Origin of the sequence: Halalkalibacter urbisdiaboli, from assembly GCF_002156385.1 — a bacterium.
GTDB lineage: Bacteria > Bacillota > Bacilli > Bacillales > Bacillaceae_D > Halalkalibacter_A > Halalkalibacter_A urbisdiaboli.
Map to the genome: position 1 here is coordinate 143,113 of NZ_MVJM01000002.1, position 23,159 is coordinate 166,271.

The window sequence follows — 23,159 nt, forward strand, 5'->3', positions numbered from 1 at the left end:
TAACTATTTCCACTCCCTCTTTCCTATCGAAAATCCCTCAAATAATCGACCTCCGTACGGATCTACTACTTTTTCTGTGAAGGAAATGACTTTATCTTTTCCACCAGTTTTGTAAAATTCATCAAACACCTCAATAAACCGAGTCGCAAACGAATCATCATATTCCTTTAATGCCCGGACGACCCATTTTGAATCGCCTCCCCATTGTTGATTCGTCCTTAAATAAAATTCGCTAAGTAACTCAGTTAATTTATTCGCTATAAATAGCTCTTCCCCTCTATTAGAACATCCTATTAAATCATCTAGTGCATCAGTAATAAAATAACGCTTCATATTAATTGTTTCATCCGACCAAGGCTCAGGACCTTTATTTAACAGATGAGCTGCTTCTTTTTTTATTGAAGAGATAATTCCTTCATCTTTTAACACAACTCCTTCAAGAACCATTCTTGGCAAACAAGGTCTTGCCCGCTTACAATCACTTTCAAAAAAAGACTTGTATGACTGTAAATTGTAGACAAACAATTCTACCGGCCACTCGTTTTCAAAAAAAGATTCTCGGTACGCAAAATGTAGGTCTTCTTCAAACACAACAATGTCTAAATCTGAGGTTGCGGTTTGTTCTCCTCTAATGACACTTCCCGCAAGTAAAGCCCCTTGGCAAGTGGGGAAACGCTTTGATATCAATGAACGAGCTGCTTCAATCGGAGGTTGTCTTTTTATCTCACTCACAAAATCACCTTTTCATCTTTAATAAGCCCTAGCTTTCTTTCGTTCTTAAAAATTCCGGCAGTCGTGTCATCACCTTTTCTGATTCGACAGAGAAGTCAAATTGTTCATAAAGCATATCAGCATCTTTCGTACCTAAATAACCGAATAAATCTTTCAATTCATCTGAATGAATAATTGTGTCCACTAACTTTTTTCCGATTCCATTTCCACGATACGCTTCATCTATGAAAACATCGCAAAGCCAATACATCGTAGCCCCATCAGTAATAACGCGAGCAAACCCGATTTGCTCATGACCGTAATAAACTCCGTAGCAAAGTGATTGTTCAATTGATTTTTTAATTTTCTCTTTTGAACGTTTATTTGCCCAATAACTTCTTTCCATAAACGCATATATTGTTTCTAGATTTAATCGAGATTTATCGGTGCTAATTGTTATAACATTAATAAGATTCATCTGAACTATCCTCTCCTACAAAAGATATTTACCACTATTGGAAATATAACACAAAATCAAATTATAGATTGTAACTCTTTACAGTTTTAACAATAATTGTTCCAAAATGCTGTTCACCAATATATGCTTTAAGTTCCCACTCACCACTTGTCGGCAATGCCATTAACGTTGGAAGATGGGCATCTGCTCGATTATTAGCAGGGCCTAATGAAGCCGCTTGCGTCACTACAACCTCTTGATTAGTCTCTATATTAGTGGCTCTTACTACAAAATGACCTTCTAGTTCATCCGGCTTTCCCCAAAAATGCCACATATATTTTTGTTTCTGATTCGGAACAAAAGGGCTATATATAAAACCGACTCGATTCTCCTCTCCGACCATCGTATAAGGACCAACCTCAAACATTGGACTAAGTATTGTATCTGTGCGTTTTTCGTTAGAAACACATGATGTTAAAACAATTAGCAACAAGCATAGAAGTATTTTTTTCATCCACTTTACTCCTTTATGTTAATTTTAAACGCTTCACTCTTTAAAATTTCCTCTTGATTTCCACTCGGTTCTATTCTAATCTCAATTGCATTTGCTCCAGCAAACACTCTACTAGGATGTTCCATGGAAATAGAAAGTTTCCCGTTTAAGCTAGGACGAAAACTCGTTTCTCCAATGATTTCTCCAGCAAAAATTTCAACATTTTCTTTAGGTCCAAAGGTGACGCCGCCTTCATTATCCCTTACGAAGGATACCGTATATAGTTCTTTTGGATTTAAATGATTAACTGTCACATGAATATCGACTACCTGTTTTTCATCAAAGGTAACCGCCACCTTGCCACTTTGGTTCATGAGCGGGACTTCTGCTTGAGATCGCTCTCCAATTACCGTTATCTCATTTTCTTCTCCTTGATTCGTACCACGATGTTCATCAAGTACGTTCACACTTAATAAAAGAATAAAAAGAAGTAAAACCATGCTCCCTGTTATTCCACTCATAATGAGCTTCATCGACATTCCGCTAGTCTTCCTCTCCTCTTCTTCATTAGCTTTTTGTAAAAGTGACATATGAATTCGATTGTATACTTGTCGTTTTAGCTTTTGTTCAGGTAAGGATTTAAGCTCACGTTCAATATCACGGTCTCTCATCCTGTAGTCCTCCTCGCTGTTTTTTTAATGCTTTTAATGCCCGAGAGTAAGTCGTACGTACCTTATCTTCATTCCAATTTAATACAGCTGCTGTTTCAGCCACCGTAAATTCTTTAATTCCCCTTAGTATAAGGACGTCTCGATAGCTTTGCCTCAGTGACATAATGGCTCCATATAGCGCTTTATGTATTTCATGTTCAGCCAAGATATGTTCCGGTGAAGGAACTACAGTTTCTTGAAAGATTAGCGAATTCTTGATATGTCTTATTTTTCTTTTTCTTCCATCGTCGATGGCAATGTTACGTGCGATACTAAATAACCATGTTTTCGGACTTGATTGATGGTGAAATGAATCAAGCCCTTTTAAAGCCTTCATAAACACCTCTTGGACAAGATCCTCCACGTCTTTATTACCTGTATAATAAACAAGAAACCGATAAACATCATCACTGTATTGCTTGAACCAATTTGAAATGATACGCGCTTTTGACATAATGTTTCCCCCGTATTGAACTCTTACTTATTAGACGGTTCCAATGGTTATTTATGACACTTATTGTTCCAATTTGATAAAAAAAAGAGTTGTCCACTAAATAACTACAGACCACCCTTCTTACTTAAGCTCTTTTTTGTTTTCAATCTTATCTAAAAACTCATTTATTTCACGTCTACCTTTTAAAGTGATGATTTTCTTTGGAAAACCAAGCTTCTGAAGATCTTTTAACCTATCATCAGCGGAATGCTTACGCCGGTAATAGGTTGTTAGAATAAATTTTATAAATGGCCAATCTAGCTTTTCCTTACACCCCTCCCCCATGTCTATCCGTGTTTTTCCAATATTCGTAAGCCACCTTTTAACAACCCTGTATAAACAAACTGGTAATGAACGTTCGAGATAAATAATGGTGTCAGCCTGTTCTACTCGAATTCGGACAGTACTTTGATAATTCCCTTCAATAATCCAGTTTTCTTTCTTCATGATTTCTTTTTGTTTGTCGGAGAATTCTTCTAATGATGCCTGTACCCATTCAGGCTTCCAAAAGAGTGTATCAAGGTGATACACTTCTATATGAAGGGCATTCCCAAGTCGGCGAGCAAAAGTAGATTTACCGACTCCAGCTGATACACCCATAACCATAATCCGGTTCATCCAACCTCCTCCTTTTCTTTAACGTTTTTTTGACTATGAAGATTACTTACTTAGGTTGAGATTAATTGCACCCCTTTGTTACATTTAAAAAAGGAGGTATATAAATGTACATTACGAAAGAGGCATGTGACTTTTTAAAAAAGCTAGCTCATATGCGGAACAAGAGCGGCATACGGATTGGATATAATGAAAAGAGTAAATGAGGATTATCTAAATTTAAGCTGACTCTGGATGAGTTACATTCAAATGACCATTTCGTGGAAATACATGGGTTAATGGTTTTTTACAAAAGTGACCTTTTCCAACATATTGAGCGTCTACATATCTCTTATCATAAAGGAAGATTATCGTTAAGGGATACGGGGATATCCGGATGAATCCCCAATTCCCAAACAGGTCATGCCTGTGATGTTAGCCCTGTTTCATCCGGTATATAATGAAACGTAACTATTTTTGTCTGTTTATCAGCAAGCTTTGAAATCGGTTATCACAATTTGTACACAATTGCAGCTCGCTCTTATAATCCTTATCATGTTATCTCTAATCGAATCTCTTCATTGAAGTTCTGTTTCAAAACTCAGTTAGGCAAACTACAATTCCTCATAAGGTACCGGTTTGCTAATGATAAAACCCTGTACATAATCGACTTCTAACTTTTTTAGAACTTCCATTTGTTCAGCCGTTTCAACACCTTCTGCCACAACTTTTAATGACATAATGTGAGACATGTGGATGATTGCCTGTACAATGGTACTGTTTTTAAGGTCCGTTGCGATATCATCAATAAATGATTTATCAATTTTTATCATTTGTACAGGTAAGTTTTTCAACACAGAAAATGATGAATAACCGGTCCCAAAGTCATCTATACAAATATTTACTCCCATTTCAACTAACTGTTGAAGGGTTTTCGTACTGTAGGTAATGTCCTCAAGCATCGTGGTTTCTGTAATTTCTAAACATAACACTCCCGGAAAACAATCTGTTTCCTTTAAAATATCCTTTACACACTCTACAAAATTCGTGTCGTTTAACTGTCTGGATGAAATGTTTACAAAGATTTTAAATGAAGGTAACCCTCTGTTTTCCCAAAGTTTGTTCAATAAGCAAGCCTCTTTAACCACCCACTCGCCAATTGGGATAATTAAGCCCGTTTCTTCGGCGAGGGGGATGAAATCCATTGGCTTTACCATTCCCAATTCTGGGGAATCCCAACGTAATAGTGCCTCAACACCTAGGATTTTACCGTTGCCCATTTCATATAGAGGTTGATAATGTAAGATTAGTTCATCCCGGTCTAATGCTTTTCGTAAGAGGGTTTCCATATTCAAACGTTCAATATTATATTCATTCATTTCTTCACTATACAATTGGAGACGATTTCTTCCTTGTGCTTTTGCACTATACATCGCCATATCAGCCTGGAGCATCATTGTTTCGGCATCTAAACTGTTATCTGGATAAACACTTAACCCAATACTACTTGAAATGTGATACTCTCTCCCCTGATCTAAGAACGATTTGCTCAAGCATTCCACTATTTCAGAGCCAAATTCATACGCCTCTTTCACACTACTAATAACAGGCATAACGACAACGAACTCATCTCCCCCAAGCCTTGCTATTAGATAATCTTCTTTTGCAATGGAACGAACTCTGGCTGCCACAAACTGGAGTAATCTATCACCCGCTTGATGCCCATAGCTATCATTCACTATTTTAAAGCGATCTAGATCAAACAACAGTAAGGCAACTTTATTATTATTATGTTTCGCTTCCTCAAGTAAAATGATTAACTGTTCCTCAAAGTACAATCGATTTGAAAGGCCTGTTAATGTATCTCGATAGGCAAGTTCGTTTATTCTCTCTTCTGCTTTTTTTCTAGTAGAAATATCCATTATCGAGCCTAATATTTTCGTCATTTCTCCATAGGAGTTATACTGTGCCTGTCCTGTAATGTACATCCAAATATAATGTCCTTTAGCATGGAGAAATCTACACTCTACTTCAAAAGGAGACTTATGACTGATATGCTCTTTTAAACTTATTTTAACTTTTGCTTGTTCTTTTGGATGAATCAGTTTTAAAATTTCAGAAATGTGTAGCTCATAAGCATTTATTGAATAACCGAGAATATTGTTAATGCCACCTTGGCTTGTGACTTTTTTTGTTTTCCAGTCTAACGTCCAAATGCCGTCGTACATAATACTGGAGATAATCTCCAACTGTTGAGAATATGATTTGATTTCCTCATGCATAGAGGCGCGATGTAGTGCTGCTGCAAAAAAGTTCGCCAATTGATAAGTAGTATTTAAAGGAGTCGCTTGAGTTGTAATATCCGCTAAGCCAACAAAAGCAATAACGCCTAATTCCTTCCCTTCTTGTATAATCGGGATAATCATTATTTCATTATCATCTTGCATAAATTCCTCATTGTAAAGAACTCTCTTCAATGGAAATTGACTAGGAATACAATTCTCAACTTGAATATTTTCTTTTTTATTATTTTCTAAATCTAGATTAAACTGATGTACTTTTAGCTCATTGTCATTTCTCGAGTCCCATAAACCTAGCAATCCTTTGCGAAACGGGGTATGAATTAACCAATTCATTTCAATAATGTCTTTATAATTGCTTGACTGCAACAGTTGTCCTAAATTAAAATTTCTAGCTACCATATTTGATAGGTAATCAATCGTTTCAGAAGGAGTATCAATGGGTTTATTAAAAGTATAGCTACACCCACAACTCTCTCGAAATATTGGATAAGCTGTAATAGTAGATGTTGAGTCTTGATTCATTTCCCCTGAAAAATAATCTATTAATACTGATACAGCCTGCTCACCTATATCCTTAATAGATAAATGGATTGTAGATAAAGAAGGATTACTTGATGTAGCAGCAGGACTATCGTCAAAGCCAATAATAGCTACGTCATCGGGAACACGGATGTTGTATTTTTCAAAATGATGAATTAACTCCACTGCAATAAAATCATTTACAGCAACAATAGCCGTACATGGCAAACTGTTTTCAACCATACTTTTTACAATGTCGTATGGAGATAACTGGAGAGTGTTATAAACCAAAGTTTCTTGGTACTTAATTTGATTATTTTTCAATGCTTTAACATAACTAGTAAAGCGCTGATTTGCATCATAAAAATAAGAATCTCCTACGTAGGCAATTCGGTCGTGACCATGCTTAACTAAATGATTTACAGCACAAGCGATCATTTCCTCATTATTAATTGAAATCTTATAATCGCAGTCTAATAATGTATTTATTCCAATAATAGGTGTTCCATTTTTTCGTATTTTTTTTATATATTTATCGTCAACGGCATCCATGATCACAATCCAGCCATCAATATAATCTGAAGCATATGTTTTTGAATAATTGCTAGCCGATGTTCCAATTATCACAACTTTAAAATTGTTGTCTTTCGCTTTATTCGAAATACTTGTTAATAAGTTACCGCAATAAAAGCCGTCTAAAACAGGTGTTAGCACACCGATCGTCTTATGTGTCTTCATTTGTATCCCCTCTAGGTTTGTATTAAAAGGATTAAGGTAATTTGTGTTAGCTCTAAACAAGCCCATACTTTCATATACTTTTTTCCATATTAGTTGTTATAGAGTAAGTTATTGTAATGTCACACTTAGATTATTATAAATTTCTCTCTATCATAACATTCTTCAAAAGCAGAATAAAACCGCTTTCACATTTTTTCATTAAAAGCGATTTCTCCCTAACGAACCAAGAGGATAATAAGATATCAAAAACTTTAGGACGTAACCATCAAAGGAAGACACTAAAAATCATAAAAATCTATTAGTATCCTCCTAAAAAAATCGTTCCTTATTCTCTTCTTTATGTGGACTTGCTTTCGTATAATAGCTTTATTTTACCGATATATATAGATCCACTTGGCTATTATTAGGGTCGATACAGCGATCATCATATACTTCAAAATCAGTGGTATAGGCTCGTTCGTTTGTTTTAGACCATTCCCAAACATCCTGCCAAGCTTCGACAACCACCTCTTGAACAGGTCCTCTCCTTGACGTAAATACAACATATTTCTGCTCAGGGATTAAATATCCTCTCATCTTTTCAGGTATAGTGGCTAGTGTACTTACTTGCGTTCCTATGGCTATGGTGTAATGACCTGTGTCATTAGATTGATATTCAGTATATAGTGCTAGAATATGAGAGTTTTGTTTATTGGGAATATGGTTAATGAGTGAATCACGATAAACAGTTTCCCATAAAGCTGATATTACTCCCTCTCCGTTCATTTCTGCTTTATTTGTCGTTGTTTTAGCTACTCCGATAAAAGTAAATGCCTCTTTTTTCATTCGATTTATCATGTACCCTTCCCCATTCTTCGATAATTTACTGTATTACAGCTAACTTATTTCATCTTTTAAACTGTAATAATATTACCATTTTTATATTTTTTTGTAATGTGAAAACAGAGAAAATCATGATTTTAAAAATTTTTTTAGAATTGAAATCCCCTTTTATAAAGGCATAAACCACTAAAACACCTTTAAACTCCAAACATTTTTGTTTGACAACATCGTTTCTGTTATACAATAATAATTAGTAAATTATGAAAATATATGAATTGTTATGAAACAGGAATATTTTTTTGGTGAACTTGATAGGTATAACTGTAAAATACGAAGGAGGAGACACAATGAAGACAAGTAAAAACAGGTGGTTCATTGCATTGTCAGCAATTGCTATTCATCTTTCAATCGGGGCAGCATACGCATATAGCGTTTACAAAAACCCTTTAGTTAACACAATGGGCTGGTCAGAAACGAATGTAACACTAGCATTTACAATTATGATGGCGCTTGCAGGGATGTCAGCAGCCGTCTTCGGAAAGTTTGTTGAAAGAAGTGGGCCCCGAAAATCAGCGATCGTTGCAGCTTTATTATTCGGTTTAGGGCAAGCTGGATCGGGTCTCGCTGTTACACTTGACTCCTCCATCATGTTCTTACTTACATATGGATTATTAAGTGGTTTAGGATTAGGTATAGGCTATATCTCTCCGGTTTCTACATTAGTAAAGTGGTTCCCTGACCGTAGAGGTTTAGCGACAGGAATGGCCGTACTTGGGTTTGGTTCAGGAGCCCTAGCTACCGCCCCACTGGCAGCAAGATTAATTGAGTCCGTTGGTATTTCAACAACCTTTTATATTCTAGGTGCCTGTTATATAACGCTTATGTTATTAGGAGCTTCCTATATTGCTCCACCGAAAGAGGGCTGGCTTCCTGAAGGAATGAAGCAAGCCATGGCTTCAGGCCAAAAAACAGTAAAAAAGGATTTGAGACAACTCACATCAAAGGAGGCTGTAAAGACAAAGCATTTCTGGATGCTTTGGGTTATGATGCTTATCAATACGAGTGCAGGTATCATGATGATTTCAGTCGCCTCTCCTATGGCCCAAGATGTTGTCGGTTTATCAGCGGCGGCGGCAGCGGCTATGGTTGGAATTATGGGGATTTTTAATGGTGGTGGTCGACTAGGATGGGCAGCAGCCTCAGATTACATTGGTCGCCACAATGTTTTTTTGATTTTCTTTGTCATCCAAATTATTGCCTTTGCAACCTTACCTTTTACGGTCAATGCCTTATTATTTCAAATCCTCATTTTGCTTGTAGTTAGCTGCTACGGTGGTGGATTCTCCAACCTACCAGCTTTTATCGGGGATTTATTTGGAACAAAACAATTAGGAGCAATACATGGATATCTTCTAACAACATGGTCCCTCGGTGGTATTATCGGTCCAATGCTTGTTAGTAATATTAAGGCGGCAACAGGTAGTTACATTCCAGTTTTCCATGTTTTTTTAGGCCTAATTGCATGTGCCTTTCTTGTTTCAATCTTGCTTCGTGCAGATATTAAAAGAATGCAAAATCAACAAAAACAGCAAGAACATAACGTCGCTTAATTGAATATTAATATACAAGGCTTTATCAAAGTTATTCCGTCAGGAGATTAACTTAAGATAAAGCTTTTTTTATTTCATGGTATGATAGGTTAAAAACATATAGCATCAGGAGGAGTTATCGTTGAATAAGTACTTTTTTCTTGGAATTATGACATCACTCATATTTTTACTATCACTTCCATCGTTCATTGAGGCCCACAATGGAAGTAGAGATGAACTAGGTGGTCATTTCCGTACTAATGATTGCTATTATTTATTACATGAACCAACCGAACTCGCGAAAAGCGCGAATAACAAACAAGAACTAGTTGAACTAATTAAAAAGTACAATAGCAATACAACCTGTAAATCTACGTTTAATGAGGAGAAACTCGATGTAGAAGGATATTCTTTTAACAATAGTTCGGAGCCTACACAATCTGAGGAGATTCAAGCACCAAATTCGGATGATACAAATGAACTCGAGCTAGGAAAAACGTATTCCGCTACATTAGAAAAATGTACAGATGGAGATACGGCCAATTTTATCATTAATGATACTACGTATAAAACGCGATTCCTCTATATTGATACACCCGAAAGCACAAACACAGTCGAACCTTTCGGTAAAGAAGCAAGCGAATTTACTTGTCAATTTCTCAAACAAGGTAAGATCACCATTGAAACCGATGGCCCCTCATTGTTTGATAAGTATGATCGACTATTGGCTTGGGTATGGGTCGATGAGCAATTGCATCAAGAAGTAATTACTGAAGCAGGACTTGTAGAGAAATTTTATGATTACGGCGACTATAAATACGAAGAACGTTTAATTGCGGCAATGGAAGAAGCAAAAGAGCAAGAAAAAGGATTGTATGCTTCCGAGCAGTCAGAGCAAGTCGAAAATGTAACCAAAAATCAACCTGACCATAACAGTGAATCTCCAAAGGACACGAAGTCAAATGATACGGAAGGGAACACAGAGGAAACCGAAGAACCTACGCAATCAGAAATAGGTCTCGTGATTTTCGCCGCTATTCTTTTACTATTATTCTTCTGGTTACCAACTTTAAAATCAAAAGCAGGCGTGAAGCTATTAATCGTGCATCGACTGCGAACAAAAAAAGTGTGGCTGAATCTTCTATTGGCTATTCTTTACTTAGCTTTTTGGTATTTACTGCTTATTGTTGTACTCATCGAGTTGATTCATCTAGTTATAAATTTAAAAATAAGAGCTAAGTAGTCAACAATCTCGTAAAGGGAAGTTGGATAGATTTATCCCAACTTCCCTTTAAAAATAGTTCATAAGGTAATTTATCATCTAAGTAAAAAAGGATTGACAAACGACCTAAAATCACACAAAATGAACACGTGTACATATATTAATTAAGGGAGAGAGCAGCTTGTCTAAACGTAAAGATGTTGCAAAGTTAGCAGGTGTATCAGAGGCTACGGTTTCACGTGTCTTTAATAATGTTGACCCTCTTCGTGAAGAAACTAAGCGAAAGGTACTTGAAGCAGCAAAACAATTAAATTATCAACCAAATGCAATTGCCCAAAGCTTCGCGAGAGGAAAAAGTGGAAATATCGGAGTCATTGTCCCCTATCTACCCAAGGTTCGTTTGCTCTCTACTCATTACTTTTCTGAAATTCTTAGTGGGATTGGTGTCAAACTAGCAGAACATCATTATAATCTGCTCCTACTGTTTCAATCACCTAATGAACCAAAAGATTATGTTCAGCTTTTCCATTCACAAAAAGTAGATGCCTGCATTATTTTAGGTTCAAGTGACACCCCTGGAGAAAAAGAAGAAATTCAAAGACTCCATGGCTTAGAGCATCCCTACTGCCTAGTGAATCAGACATTTTCGGGTGAACCCTTTCATTCGATTGATGCCAACCATTATGAAGGAAGTTATGAGGCTGTGTCTCTCCTTTTACAAAAAGGGTTTAAGCGAATTGGCTTTTTGAATGGACCTCCTGTTTTTTCCAATAGTTATGAACGTTTAGCAGGCTATCAGGCTGCCTTGATTCAAGCAGGTGTAACAGCAAAGCCTGAATGGATATTTCAAGGAAATTATAGCCGTACAAGTGGATTACAAAAAGCCAAGGAAATTGGTCCACTTATCGGAGGAGAAATCGACGCTATTTATGCAGCTAATGACCGAATGGCCATCGGTCTTATGCAAGGGTTACAGGAACAAGGTTTGATTGCCGGAAAGGATTATGCTCTTATTGGTTATGATGATTCCGATGTCGCAAAAATTGTTCATCCACAGCTAAGTTCAGTTCATGTACCTCTGTTTGAAATGGGACAATTGGCAGCAGATACGGTCTTAACAATGCTCAAACAAGGTGTGACTGACACGATTCACAAACGGCTTCCCGTTACAGTTATTGAGCGCACATCGATATAAAGCCCAAAGGAGATGATGACGATGAAGAAAATGAATGTTGGCATGATCGGCTATAAATTTATGGGAAAGGCACACAGTCATGCTTATCGTGACCTTCCGATGTTTTTCCCTAAAAGCATAAAACCAATAATGAAGGTCATTTGCGGGCGTGATCCATTAGGGGTTGCCGAAGCAGCAACACAATTTGGTTGGGAGGAATATACGACCGATTGGAAGCAGCTGATTGAACGAACCGATATCGATTTAATTGACATCAATGCACCTAGTGATGTTCATAAGGAAATTGCTATAGCTGCCGCTAAAGCTGGAAAGCATGTTTTTTGCGAAAAACCGTTAGCGCTTACATTAGCCGACTCACGTGAGATGCTTAAAGCAGTCGAAGGGGCTGGTGTTAAGCACATGGTTGGCTTTAATTATCGGTTCACTCCAGCTGTCATGCTAGCAAAAAAACTAATTGACGAAGGTCGATTAGGTGATATTTATCATTTCCGTGGATGGTTTTTACAGGATTGGGTTATCGACCCTAACTTCCCTCTCGTATGGAGACTTCAAAAAGAAGTCGCTGGCTCTGGTTCACTTGGCGACTTAGGTGCTCATACCATTGATTTAGCTCATTACCTACTCGGTGATATTTCTGACGTCATTGGGATGAATGAAACCTTTATTAAAGAACGTCCTCTCCCTTCAAACATGACTGGCTTATCAGCAACAAGCGAACAAACCTCTGAAAAAGGACCAGTCACCGTTGATGATGCCACTCTATTTATGGCTCGTTTCGCCAATGGAGCACTTGGAAGCTTTGAGGCTACCAGATTTGCTACGGGGCACCGAAGTACCAATTCATTTGAAATTAACGGAAGTAAAGGAAGTGTCATTTTTGACTTTGAACGTATGAATGAATTACAGGTCTATTTCACAGATGACAAAGACGATGTCCAGGGCTTCCGTCGCGTCCTTGCTACGGACCCAGCACACGCATACTCCGAAGCTTGGTGGCCGGCTGGACATACAATTGGTTATGAACATACGTTTATTCACTCTTTAGTTGAACTAATGGCATCATTTGAAGAAAACCGTCAGCCTATTCCAAGTTTTGTTGATGGAGTGAAGTGTCAGCAAGTTCTTGAAGCTGTTGATTTATCAATTGAGAAAAGACAATGGATTCGCGTATCTGATTTATGAATAGAATTCACTTGAATCTATCAATTATTAAAAGGAGTGGTAAAAATGAGTAAAAAAGCATTGATCGTATGGGGTGGCTGGGACGGCCATGAGCCTGAGCAGGTTGCTTCTATTTTTAAAGGAATTCTCGAAGAAGAAAACTTTTCTGTTGACGTCTCTAATACATTAGATGCCTACGCCGATCCAGAAAAACTAAAAACCCTTGATCTAATCGTGCCTCACTGGACAATGGGAGAAATTGAAAAAAAATACGTCAACAACGTTTCAGAAGCTGTTATGAGTGGTGTCGGATTAGCAGGCTGTCATGGCGGGATGTGTGATTCATTTCGCAACAATGTTGATTGGCAGTTTATGACTGGTGGCAACTGGGTCTCTCACCCTGGCAATGATGGCGTTGAATACATGGTCAACATTAAACATTCTTCTAGCCCCCTTTTAGAAGGGATTGAAGACTTTAAAGTTGTCAGTGAGCAATATTATCTTCATGTGGATCCTGCGGTTGAAGTATTAGCTACAACTCGTTTTCCTGTTGTAAAAGGTCCACATTCACTTAATAAAGCAGTTGATATGCCTGTTGTTTGGACGAAGCGCTGGGGACTAGGACGTGTTTTTTATAGCTCATTAGGTCATGTTGCCAATATTGTGTCAATGCCTGAGGTAACAAGCATCATGCGAAGAGGCTTTCTCTGGGCAGCGGAAGGAAAAACATTATACAGCGGAATGGAAGCACCAACTTTCGCAACGTCAGGAAATGGAAATGGGCGTGTTTATTCTGGTATGGGAGATAGTCAATAATTGGTAGGAGGATATTATGAAAAAATTAAATGTAGGCATTATTGGCTGTGGAAACATAAGCTCAATTTATATGAAAAATGCTCAAACATTTGAATCATTTGACTTGATTGCTTGCGCTGACTTAGATATTAACCGAGCAAAAGCTCAGGCTGAAGCTCATCATATAGCAAAGGCTTACTCTGTGAATGAGTTACTGAACGATCCTGATATTGATTTAATCATTAATTTAACAATACCAAAAGTACATGCTGACGTTTGCATCCAAGCTCTTGAAGCAGGCAAACATGTTTATACTGAAAAGCCATTAGCGGTCACTCGTGAAGAAGGTCAGAAAATCCTCGACGTAGCAAATGCAAGGCAACTACGTGTCGGAAGTGCTCCTGATACTTTTTTAGGGGCTGGTATTCAAACAGCAGTTCAAATAATAGAAAATGGCGAAATTGGGACTCCAATCGGGGCATCTGCCTTTATGATTTGTCGTGGACATGAGCATTGGCATCCTGATCCTGGCTTTTATTATGATGCGGGCGGTGGACCAATGTTTGACATGGGTCCTTACTATTTAACAGCTCTCATTTCCCTCCTCGGTCCCATTAAGCGTATTTCAGGTTCTGCTCGAATTAGTTACCCTGAACGGACAATATCTAGCGAACCGAAGGCGGGTACTATAATGAACGTTACTGTTCCGACTCATATTACAGGAACTCTTGATTTTGCTTCAGGTGCAATTGGGAGTCTTACGACGAGCTTTGATGCCTTCGGTGGCACGAGCCTTCCTCCTATTGAAATTTACGGTAGTGAAGGAACACTACTTGTTCCGGATCCTAATACATTTGGAGGACCCTTAAAGATTAGAAGGAAGGGCGAAAAAGAATTTATTGACATCCCCCTTACACACGGCTACGAGTTAAATAGTCGTGGAATTGGTGTCGCTGACATGGCGCTTGCTATCCTTAATGGGAACGAGCATCGTGCAAACAGCTCCCTAGCCTACCATGTTCTTGAAGCGATGCACGGCTTTCATGATGCATCTGATTCAGGAATTTTCTATCAGATGCAAAGCACATGCAAAAAGCCACTGCCACTGCCTTTTACGCTAACTCAAACGAAATAAAGAAAAGAAGCTCTTACCTACTCAACCAGCCAAAAGGGCTGTATCAAAAGCTTAAAAGCGTGCATAGCAACGGCTCCGTTCACTACGCTCATTGCAGACTGTGCCAAAATGAAAAAAACCTTTTGGCACAGTCTGCATCATTAGACCAGACCAACCATCAATATAAATCCAAATATAACTACGATAATCGTATCTATATTGTTCAGACAGCCTCCCGCTAGTTCTTCATTGAACGATTTACTGCAAATACATGTATCACTGGCTTTTCTCTAAAAAATTCTTAATCGCCTTGGCACATTCTCTTGCACTGTTATTCGTCGTGTCTATTTCTAGGTCATAGTTTGCATACTGATGAACATGGTCCAATTGTAATTTTGCTAATCCCAGCTTCCTGTCCCCTCTTTCTTTTTCTCTGCGCTCTAGCTCCTCAATAGAACAATAAATGCCTACAAATAATACAGGCTCGTCAGCTAACAGACCCAAACACTCCTCCAACCATTCCTTATCAAGGATGACATGGTCGACAATAATACGATGTTCTAGCATAGCTAGCGTTTTAATAGTGTGATGAAAGAGCGATACCATCGACGGTCTAATAAAGTGAAAAGCTTCAGTAAGTTGTTTATCTTCATTTTGTTTATTTGGTGTGTACCCTTCTGGTAAATAGCTTTCAAGAAATTCTGCTAACTGATCAATCGCGATATACGTATAGGGCTCCTCTAATACAGTTTGAAGCTCCTTTGCAATGCTTGTTTTACCAGAGCTTGATGTTCCATTTAAGACAATGATCTGTTTTTTCCCCACGCCATTCTTCCTCTCAATATTTTAGTGCCTCGGCCTTCTCATACATTCACTCGTTTTAAATTGAAAAGCCTCATAAAAACCGTGTGCATCCGCTGTTGCTAAAGCGATATTTGTTTTTTGAATATCTGGATGGTCTAGTATACAACCAATCAACCATTTCCCTAATCCTCTTTGCCGATAGTCTTCATCAATGACAACATCTAACAACCAAGAGAATACCGTTTTATCTGATATGACTCTGGCAAAACCAATTTGTCTATCATGATGATATAAACCGAATGCAATCGAATGTTCAATACTCATTTCAATCGTTTCCTTTGAACGCTCTGCTGCCCAATAGGTTAATGATAATAACTGATAAACTCTATCAAGATTGATTTTTTGTTGGTTATCACTAATGACAAACTCGCCTTTTGACCACTCCATTCTCTTCACCTCTATCTTCTCTATTCTCTATTTCCCTAACTATTCGGTTTATTTTACCATATACTACTATCCGATTATTGTCCCTATTCACAAAAAAACCCATGTGAATTTTTGTTATTTGTAAAAGGAAAAACGAATAGAGTGTCGAAAATGGAGTTGGATAAATGTTCAACATTGAACTCCTTTAGGATAGTGAAAGGAACGTGATTGTATGAATCATAAATTTGCATTTACTCAGATTGGCTATGTTTATGTTCCAACAACTGACATTGACACTTCGATTGATTGGTATACAAAGCAATTTAGAATTTATGTTAGTGAATAAATTTCAGGACCGCGGTTCCTACTTGGCTGTATTACATCATCCCCATAAACATTCAATTGCCTTATTGTTAGTTGAAACCGAGAATAAACAGCAGTGTAAAATCATCAGAAATGGGAAGCCCTTTCCGATTATGGCCATTAATTGCCCAGACATTGAGTACACCACACCGGTCTTTAAAAGATAGCGGTGTCGAAGTTGATGAGTTACATACACTTGGGGACGGTGAAGCAAAGTATTTTTATTTTCGTGATAATGAAGGGAACTTACTAGAAGGAGCATGGTCTATTTGGGACCCCGTCGATGAAATAAAAGAAGACTTTATGAAACAGTAGACAACTAGGTAAAAAGTGATACCAAGTAGTTAATTTAAATGTACTTAAGCCACATTCTTTCATTGCTTCAATGTGGCTTACATAAATGATGTTGGAATTAATAGTATTCGACGGGGTTTAACTATGAAAATGGAGATAATATCGTGTGTTATTTAAAAAAGCTCCCTTTTCGTAGTTGCACATGCCATGCTTCGAATCACCTATTAGTTCTTAACTCGAAAAGAAATGTATGTAGACCTTTGCGAAGACTACTTCGATAAACAGAAACAAGTATCCATTGTCCAACACTCTACCCGTCGATTAGAAAACCTTGGTTATACCGCTACAGTAACTGCTCCCGAAGCTTCCTAATCCTACGAATAACTACGTAAAGTACTAACCCATTAAAAAAACGATTAAAGTGGGTCTTATTTAGAGTTGCCTTTTTTCGAAGTTCAGCTTTTTTAAATTTTCATGGGAGTTGAATAACAGAAATCCCTTGCTTTTAGTCAAAGTGAAACATATTTTCTACTTCTTCCCTTGCTTTAGGTAAATCTATTCCTTGTTTCCAAATCAAAATATTATCTTCTGGGGTTCCATAATACAACGCTCTAATTTCGACTGAAATGTTTAAATATCGAAGTTCTGTAAAGATAGAAGTTAGGTCAAAATCCTTTATTCTTCTTAATATACATATCCCTCTAAGTCAATTTCTTTAACATCGTTTACGTTGTTCATTAAGAACTCATATTTTTTTCAAACCGATGAGTTAGGGCTTCTTTTTTACTTCTTACAAGTGTCAAATATTTTCCTCCTATCTTAGTCCTTCTTCTAATAACCTGTGTCTTTAGTGCAATGAGCAAAGGATTTACTTCTCGACAACTTTAGTTATTAATTATTTGCTTTCGTTCTTCCATCTGAGGCGGCTCTTCCATCCAACCATTGTTAATCATTATTTTTGCTCCTTTATGAGCATATTCAAAGGTATCTTTCATAAAAATAACCATTTTTGCTGGTATATCATTTCGTAAACTAAAAGCCGTTCCTAATGAGTTACCACCCAACGCAAAACTACAAAAAAGACTTATGCAATACATCATCAATTTATCAGAAAATGGAGCCACCGTTGAACGGGTTGCATTGCCCCCCGACGGTTCAGGCGATTGTATACCATTTTGTAGTAAGGTTTCGCTTAATTCTTTTATAATACTCTTAGCAAGTTCTGCGCCTTCATTAAAGAAGTTTTTTACTTCTCCTTTATTTGCACATTGAGCAAAACCTGTAATCATCCGCATTCCAACGAAATTTGTTTCAATTATATGATGAAGATGAGCAACTTCTACCGTATTTAATGTTCGTTTTTCACTAAATGGATTAATGGCGAGTCCGCCTAAATAGTTTGTATCTTTAACAAACTCAACTGAATTTGGCATTGAAACATAAGGAGGCCGAGCAAGCATCCCTTTTTCAAGCAAATATTGTGTGCATAGATTGTAATACTTTTGAGTAATGGCAGTAAGTTCATCAAAAATCATTACAATATCTTCTCGATATGCCATCGTTATATTTAATGAATGCAATGCCATACTAATTTCTTTTAATAGACGAATAAACATTATGTCGAAACCATTATCATATAATTTCGGCACATCTTTGTTTACATCTTGAGCTGAAAAAGCAACTGGTATTACAGCACCTTCATTTTGAAAAGTTTCTGTTATTTTACCAACATAAAGGTCAATTTCTCCATATAAATTTGTCATAATATCCTTGGCTTTTTCATCATCAGCTTTTTCTATAAAATATTCTAACATTCGTAAAATCATTGTTTTCTGTTGATATGTAAGCCATAACGTACCTAGTTCTGATGACGTAATTGCAGGTTTTTCCGGCATATAGCATCCCTCCCTAATATTTTCTTATTTTAGGTTGAACATAAAATGCCATAGTAATCCTGAATTTTTTAAGGTATATTATTCCATCCGTTCATCTTCGTCTAAACTATCCGTTCCTATTATGAGGTCAGTCAGATAAGTAAATATATCTGATTGACGTTTTTCTGTAATTCTAAAAAACGATTAGCTTTTTTATTATTCAATATTCCACCAAAATGAATCTGAAATGGAGAACGATCCTTTTAATGGGACAGTTTCACCAATTTTAGGAGCGATTATTTGTACTTCCTCTCTATTTGTCTCTTTTAAAGCTCGTTCAATAGGTTCTGTCCAACCATGATATGCAAGGGTAAATGCTCCCCAATGAATTAACATCATATTCTTCCCGTTAACATCTAAATGTGCCTGTACAGATTCTTCGGGTGTCATATGAGCCCAAGACCAACGACTATCATATTGGCCACCTTCAATTAAAGTGATATCAAAAGGTCCGTATTTTTCTCCTATTTCCTTAAAATGTACATCATATCCCCCATCTCCGGTCGTATAAAAACGAATATTTTTTCCTAGGATGACCCAACCTCCCCATAAGGTTGTATCTCGATTAAAAATCCCTCTTCCAGAGAAATGTTTGGATGGAGTCAATGCAACGGTTAGACCTTGGAACTTAGTTTCATCCCACCAATTGAATTCTGTAATTTTTTCTTTTTCCACTCCCCAGCGAATCAAATGAGCACTTACACCATAAGGAACGAAGAAATGACCAACCTTACTCTTGAGCTTTAGTATAGATGAATAATCCAAATGATCATAATGATCATGTGAAATAAAAACAGCATCAATTTTCGGCATTTCATCAATAATATACAATATGTCTTCACTGTAGCGTTTGCTTCCTACAAATGAAATTGGAGAAGCAACTGGACCTAGCATTGGGTCTACAAGGATCTTTTTATTATCAATACACAGAAAAAATGCAGAATGCCCAAACCATGTTAAACTATCTACTTTACTATTAATTTTTTTCCAATCAATCTCGGAAACTGGAATTTGCCCAGAAGGGGTGCGGTCTTTACTACCTGAAATAGAGTCTATTAGCATAGAAAAGTATCCTAATACACCTATGTCCGTTTTTGTTGGTACTAGATTTATAAATTTACCATTAACATGATTATCAAATCCTTCATAAACCTCTTTCTGCTCTTTACTTGGATTTCCACCGAACACAGGATGGATTGTTAAATATAATAAAGTGATTGTTAAAACTGCAAATAAAAAAATAACTATATACAACATTTTTCCCTCATAATTCCTCTCTATAGTAAACATTAATTTTACTATCTATGAAACTAATCTATTTTAAAACGTTGTCCTTCTTTGTTAAAAATATTTTAATTTTGATTGAATTAGGATTCTTAATTAAGTAAAAGGTATGACTAAACTAACGAGGTTTTTAGTTCCCACTATAACAAGGAGTTCGAATAAATACAAAGTAAGGTGAAATCTTAAAGTTTATTTATTATCGAATGTACTTGTGCGAGCCGTCACAGTTGGGCTGCTTTTTAGATAGTCCACAAGTGCAATCATTTAATCCCTTTCCATTGAGAATTTGCTGCATATATTTTTCAACCCTTGACTCTCGGGTTTTTGATTTTTTTGCATTAGAAAAATAAAGAATGTATGCTCTTTGTCGTCCCGGCGTCAATGCTTCAAAGGCAGTTTTCAAGGCAGGAATTTCATCGAATTTATTTTGAAGTTCTTCGGGAATTATTATTTCAGTATTCTTTTTTAAATTCACTTCCAAACCAGCTTTTTCAACTTCGATGGCTTCATAAATATAGGCTTTCAAGATGGTTTCCATTTCAACTATTTCTTGAACACTGGTGAACCGAATTTGGCGCGCCGCCTGTACATTCTCCGTTTGTTGGATTAGAATCCCTTTTGCATCCTGTAACAATGCACCTTTGTGAAACAGAAGCGCACAATATTCTTTAAATCCATGTATTAAAACTATGTTTTGTTTCTCAAACGTGTAACAAGGATGCATCCACTTAAATTCTTCGGTCAACTCACAGTCAAGAACGATATTTCTCAACTTCTCATATTCTTCCTTCCACTCTTTGGCTTTACTTAAATATTCATCAACCATAGGATTCATTCTTTTATTTCTTTTAGTCATGCTATTTCCCCCTATTGTTTTTACAATAAATATCCTAATGTAAATTACCGTATCCCTTTGAAAGTACGGAAACTATTCTAACCGAAGACCGAACAGATGAAATCATTTCCAATGAAGTTTAGTTACCTCTTTTCAACTAACCATTTCTTTAAATACAATCTTTCATAATCTCACCTTCATTTTAACATAAATATCCATTTATTTTTCGCATTCCCTGCAACAAGCTTGTCCAATTGTGGAAGAGCCTAACTGGCGTTGTTATTTTACTTCAAGAGATTTTAGTGTATGGGAGCTTTTTGAAAGAGAATTTAACGAATACATATACTAAGACAAGCACAAACGAATGAAGGCAAAATTAAAAAACCTAAGTCCAGTAGAATACCGAACTCAGGTTAGAAGCAACCTAATTTTTTGTCTAACTTTATTGGGTCAGATCAAAAACCAGAACATAAGGCTTTTAAAGTAATTGTTTATTTCATTACATTCGAATAGCTAATTTGAATGCTTTCAAGTGGTGGACGCTCGCATACGTCTTGTTCAACAATTAACCATGTCGCACCAATTTCTTCGGCAGTCTTGATGACAGCATCAATATCGATGACACCCGTCCCAACTTCCGCAAAGGTCTTTTCAGGCTCTAGCTTCATGTCTTTTAAATGTACAAGAGGGCAGCGACCACTGTATTTTTTCATATAGTCTGTTGGCGAAAGCTTTGCATACTCAACCCAATACACGTCACATTCTAGCTTCACTAGTTCCGGATCTGTATTGGCTAATAAGATATCCAATGCATATTCACCATCAAAGATTTCAAATTCGAAAGCATGGTGATGATAACAAAATTGAAGTCCAGACTGTTTACATGCTTCACCCACCTGATTGAAAAATGCAGCTAGCTTTACGTATTTATCTTTTGATGTCCAATATTCTTCAGGAATAAACGGACAAATAATCGTATCGATTCCCAATGTCACGTGATAGTGAATGACGTTTTCGAGGTCATTTTCTAATTGGTCTAATGGAACGTGGCTTGAAATTGCCTGCAGCTCTAATTTATTTAGAATCTTCTTCATTTCCTCGGCAGAGTGCCCTCCAAAACCAGCAAATTCGACCCCTTCATACCCAATTTCTTTTACTTTCTTTAACGTGCCAACAAAGTCTTTTTCTGTTTCATCACGCAACGTATATAGCTGAACACCTAAAGGTAACATCGTCTATACCTCCTACTTTTTTAATGAAATAAACGTTCTTTTTTCAGCAGATTCCAAAGCAGCTAATACCACTTGTAATGACTTCATTCCTTCTTCACCGGAAATACAAGGCGGTGTATTCGTAACAATTGAAGTAATAAACTCATCGATTACACCACTTGCTACTTGGCCACCTTCTTCATTTGTGGCGATGGCCCCAACTTTATATTGTTCAATCGTTCCATCACGTAATTTCACAATGACTTGAACATCTTCCCGATCCTTAATTTCTAACACGCCATTTTCTGCAAAGATGGTTGTCGTGTTATCTTCTCCTTTGTAGTACGTCCAGCTCGCTGCCATTGTGCCAATCGCACCACTTTCCATGCGTAAGATACACGTTGCATTATCGTCTACATCACCGTGCTTATGTAATGTTTCCACAAAAGCACCGACTTCAACAACCTCTTCATTAAACAGCCAGCGAATTAAGTCTGTTTTATGAACTCCTAAATCACCCATTGCCCCTACGATTGCTTTATCCTTTTGGAAGAACCAGCTTTCCTCACCTTGAATACTCCAACCCTCAGGACCGCCATGGCCAAATGTCGTTTTGAACGTTAAAATCTTGCCTAGTTTTCCCGATTGTAGAATTTCCTTTGCTTTTACGTGTGGCGGCATTAACCGTTGGTTATGACCAATCATTAAGTACACATTGTTTTTGTTAGCTGCTTCAATCATTGCTTGTGCTTCCTCTACTGACGTTGCCATAGGCTTCTCACACAATACGTGAGCGCCAGCATTTGCGGCGGCAATCGCTACCTTTGCATGGTCGGCGTTTTGGGTACAAACACTAACTGCATCAACTGTTTCGTTTGCTAACAGCTCGTTATAATTTGTATAGGCTTTTGCGTTATATTTTGCAGCGTACTCCTCCGCAAGCTCGAGGTTAAAATCACAAAAAGCAATGAACTCAACCTGTGCATTGTTTGCATACTCTGGAATATGGCGAAACTTTGCAATACTTCCACATCCAATAACAGCTACTTTAATCTTTGACATTATATATTCCCCTTTCATTTATCTGAAATC

At 37.2% G+C, this 23,159-nt stretch carries 22 protein-coding genes; 7 read left to right on the forward strand and 15 right to left on the reverse strand.

The window, feature by feature from the left end; all coding sequences use genetic code 11:
• Positions 1-3 precede the first annotated feature (3 nt).
• From B1R93_RS08605 to B1R93_RS08640, 8 genes are all read right to left on the reverse strand, one after another.
• Positions 4-732, reverse strand: coding sequence for a nucleotidyltransferase domain-containing protein (locus tag B1R93_RS08605; protein ID WP_088103576.1), 729 nt, complete (start codon positions 730-732; stop codon positions 4-6).
• Positions 733-760: 28 nt separating this feature from the next.
• Positions 761-1,189, reverse strand: a complete 429-nt coding sequence (locus tag B1R93_RS08610; RefSeq protein ID WP_088103577.1) for a GNAT family N-acetyltransferase — start codon at positions 1,187-1,189, stop codon at positions 761-763.
• Positions 1,190-1,250: 61 nt separating this feature from the next.
• Complete coding sequence (locus B1R93_RS08615) at positions 1,251-1,682, reverse strand: DUF4871 domain-containing protein (RefSeq protein ID WP_088103578.1); 432 nt, start codon at positions 1,680-1,682, stop codon at positions 1,251-1,253.
• Between the two features lie 5 nt (positions 1,683-1,687).
• Positions 1,688-2,332 (reverse strand): hypothetical protein, encoded by a 645-nt coding sequence (locus B1R93_RS08620; RefSeq protein WP_088103579.1) that lies wholly within the window; start codon positions 2,330-2,332, stop codon positions 1,688-1,690.
• Positions 2,319-2,825: an RNA polymerase sigma factor gene (locus tag B1R93_RS08625; RefSeq protein WP_088103580.1), complete on the reverse strand. Its 507-nt coding sequence runs from the start codon at positions 2,823-2,825 to the stop codon at positions 2,319-2,321. Before B1R93_RS08625 ends, B1R93_RS08620 begins: the two co-directional genes overlap by 14 nt.
• A gap of 120 nt (positions 2,826-2,945) precedes the next feature.
• Positions 2,946-3,482, reverse strand: coding sequence for a P-loop NTPase family protein (locus tag B1R93_RS08630; RefSeq protein WP_088103581.1), 537 nt, complete (start codon positions 3,480-3,482; stop codon positions 2,946-2,948).
• A gap of 590 nt (positions 3,483-4,072) precedes the next feature.
• Positions 4,073-7,018 (reverse strand): EAL domain-containing protein, encoded by a 2,946-nt coding sequence (locus B1R93_RS08635; RefSeq protein ID WP_165763775.1) that lies wholly within the window; start codon positions 7,016-7,018, stop codon positions 4,073-4,075.
• Positions 7,019-7,384: 366 nt separating this feature from the next.
• Positions 7,385-7,855, reverse strand: coding sequence for a GyrI-like domain-containing protein (locus tag B1R93_RS08640; protein ID WP_088103583.1), 471 nt, complete (start codon positions 7,853-7,855; stop codon positions 7,385-7,387).
• Between the two features lie 332 nt (positions 7,856-8,187).
• Between B1R93_RS08640 and B1R93_RS08645 the strand changes: the two genes are divergently transcribed.
• The 6 genes from B1R93_RS08645 (at position 8,188) to B1R93_RS08670 (ending at position 14,937) form a co-directional block, all read left to right on the forward strand.
• Positions 8,188-9,450, forward strand: a complete 1,263-nt coding sequence (locus tag B1R93_RS08645; protein ID WP_088103584.1) for an L-lactate MFS transporter — start codon at positions 8,188-8,190, stop codon at positions 9,448-9,450.
• Between the two features lie 121 nt (positions 9,451-9,571).
• The gene (locus B1R93_RS08650) at positions 9,572-10,672 is read left to right on the forward strand and encodes a thermonuclease family protein (protein ID WP_245308244.1); all 1,101 of its coding nucleotides are present in this window, start codon (positions 9,572-9,574) and stop codon (positions 10,670-10,672) included.
• 160 nt (positions 10,673-10,832) lie between these two features.
• Positions 10,833-11,846: a LacI family DNA-binding transcriptional regulator gene (locus tag B1R93_RS08655; RefSeq protein WP_088103585.1), complete on the forward strand. Its 1,014-nt coding sequence runs from the start codon at positions 10,833-10,835 to the stop codon at positions 11,844-11,846.
• A gap of 21 nt (positions 11,847-11,867) precedes the next feature.
• On the forward strand, positions 11,868-13,028 hold the full coding sequence (locus B1R93_RS08660; RefSeq protein ID WP_088103586.1) for a Gfo/Idh/MocA family protein: 1,161 nt from the start codon (positions 11,868-11,870) through the stop codon (positions 13,026-13,028).
• A gap of 45 nt (positions 13,029-13,073) precedes the next feature.
• Entirely contained in the window at positions 13,074-13,823 is a 750-nt protein-coding gene (locus tag B1R93_RS08665; protein ID WP_088103587.1) for a ThuA domain-containing protein, read from the forward strand.
• 16 nt (positions 13,824-13,839) lie between these two features.
• Positions 13,840-14,937, forward strand: a complete 1,098-nt coding sequence (locus tag B1R93_RS08670) for a Gfo/Idh/MocA family protein (protein ID WP_207634140.1) — start codon at positions 13,840-13,842, stop codon at positions 14,935-14,937.
• A gap of 255 nt (positions 14,938-15,192) precedes the next feature.
• Here the strand turns inward: B1R93_RS08670 and B1R93_RS08675 are convergent, their stop codons facing one another.
• Positions 15,193-15,741 (reverse strand): chloramphenicol phosphotransferase CPT family protein, encoded by a 549-nt coding sequence (locus tag B1R93_RS08675; protein ID WP_165763776.1) that lies wholly within the window; start codon positions 15,739-15,741, stop codon positions 15,193-15,195.
• Positions 15,742-15,762: 21 nt separating this feature from the next.
• Entirely contained in the window at positions 15,763-16,167 is a 405-nt protein-coding gene (locus tag B1R93_RS08680; protein ID WP_088103590.1) for a GNAT family N-acetyltransferase, read from the reverse strand.
• A 396-nt stretch (positions 16,168-16,563) separates the two neighbouring features.
• Between B1R93_RS08680 and B1R93_RS23380 the strand changes: the two genes are divergently transcribed.
• A complete protein-coding gene (locus B1R93_RS23380; protein WP_245308245.1) occupies positions 16,564-16,824 on the forward strand; it encodes a VOC family protein in 261 nt (86 codons plus the stop codon).
• Positions 16,825-17,687: 863 nt separating this feature from the next.
• Here B1R93_RS23380 and B1R93_RS08690 read toward each other — a convergent pair.
• The 5 genes from B1R93_RS08690 to B1R93_RS08710 form a co-directional block, all read right to left on the reverse strand.
• Complete coding sequence (locus tag B1R93_RS08690; RefSeq protein WP_088103591.1) at positions 17,688-18,698, reverse strand: DUF3231 family protein; 1,011 nt, start codon at positions 18,696-18,698, stop codon at positions 17,688-17,690.
• A gap of 195 nt (positions 18,699-18,893) precedes the next feature.
• A complete protein-coding gene (locus tag B1R93_RS08695; protein ID WP_088103592.1) occupies positions 18,894-19,994 on the reverse strand; it encodes an MBL fold metallo-hydrolase in 1,101 nt (366 codons plus the stop codon).
• Between the two features lie 223 nt (positions 19,995-20,217).
• Positions 20,218-20,877 carry a DUF1801 domain-containing protein gene (locus B1R93_RS08700; protein WP_088103593.1) on the reverse strand — a complete coding sequence of 220 codons (660 nt, stop codon included), beginning with the start codon at positions 20,875-20,877 and terminating at the stop codon, positions 20,218-20,220.
• 470 nt (positions 20,878-21,347) lie between these two features.
• Positions 21,348-22,088: a sugar phosphate isomerase/epimerase family protein gene (locus B1R93_RS08705; protein WP_088103594.1), complete on the reverse strand. Its 741-nt coding sequence runs from the start codon at positions 22,086-22,088 to the stop codon at positions 21,348-21,350.
• A 12-nt stretch (positions 22,089-22,100) separates the two neighbouring features.
• Positions 22,101-23,129, reverse strand: coding sequence for a Gfo/Idh/MocA family protein (locus tag B1R93_RS08710; protein ID WP_088103595.1), 1,029 nt, complete (start codon positions 23,127-23,129; stop codon positions 22,101-22,103).
• Positions 23,130-23,159 lie beyond the last annotated feature (30 nt).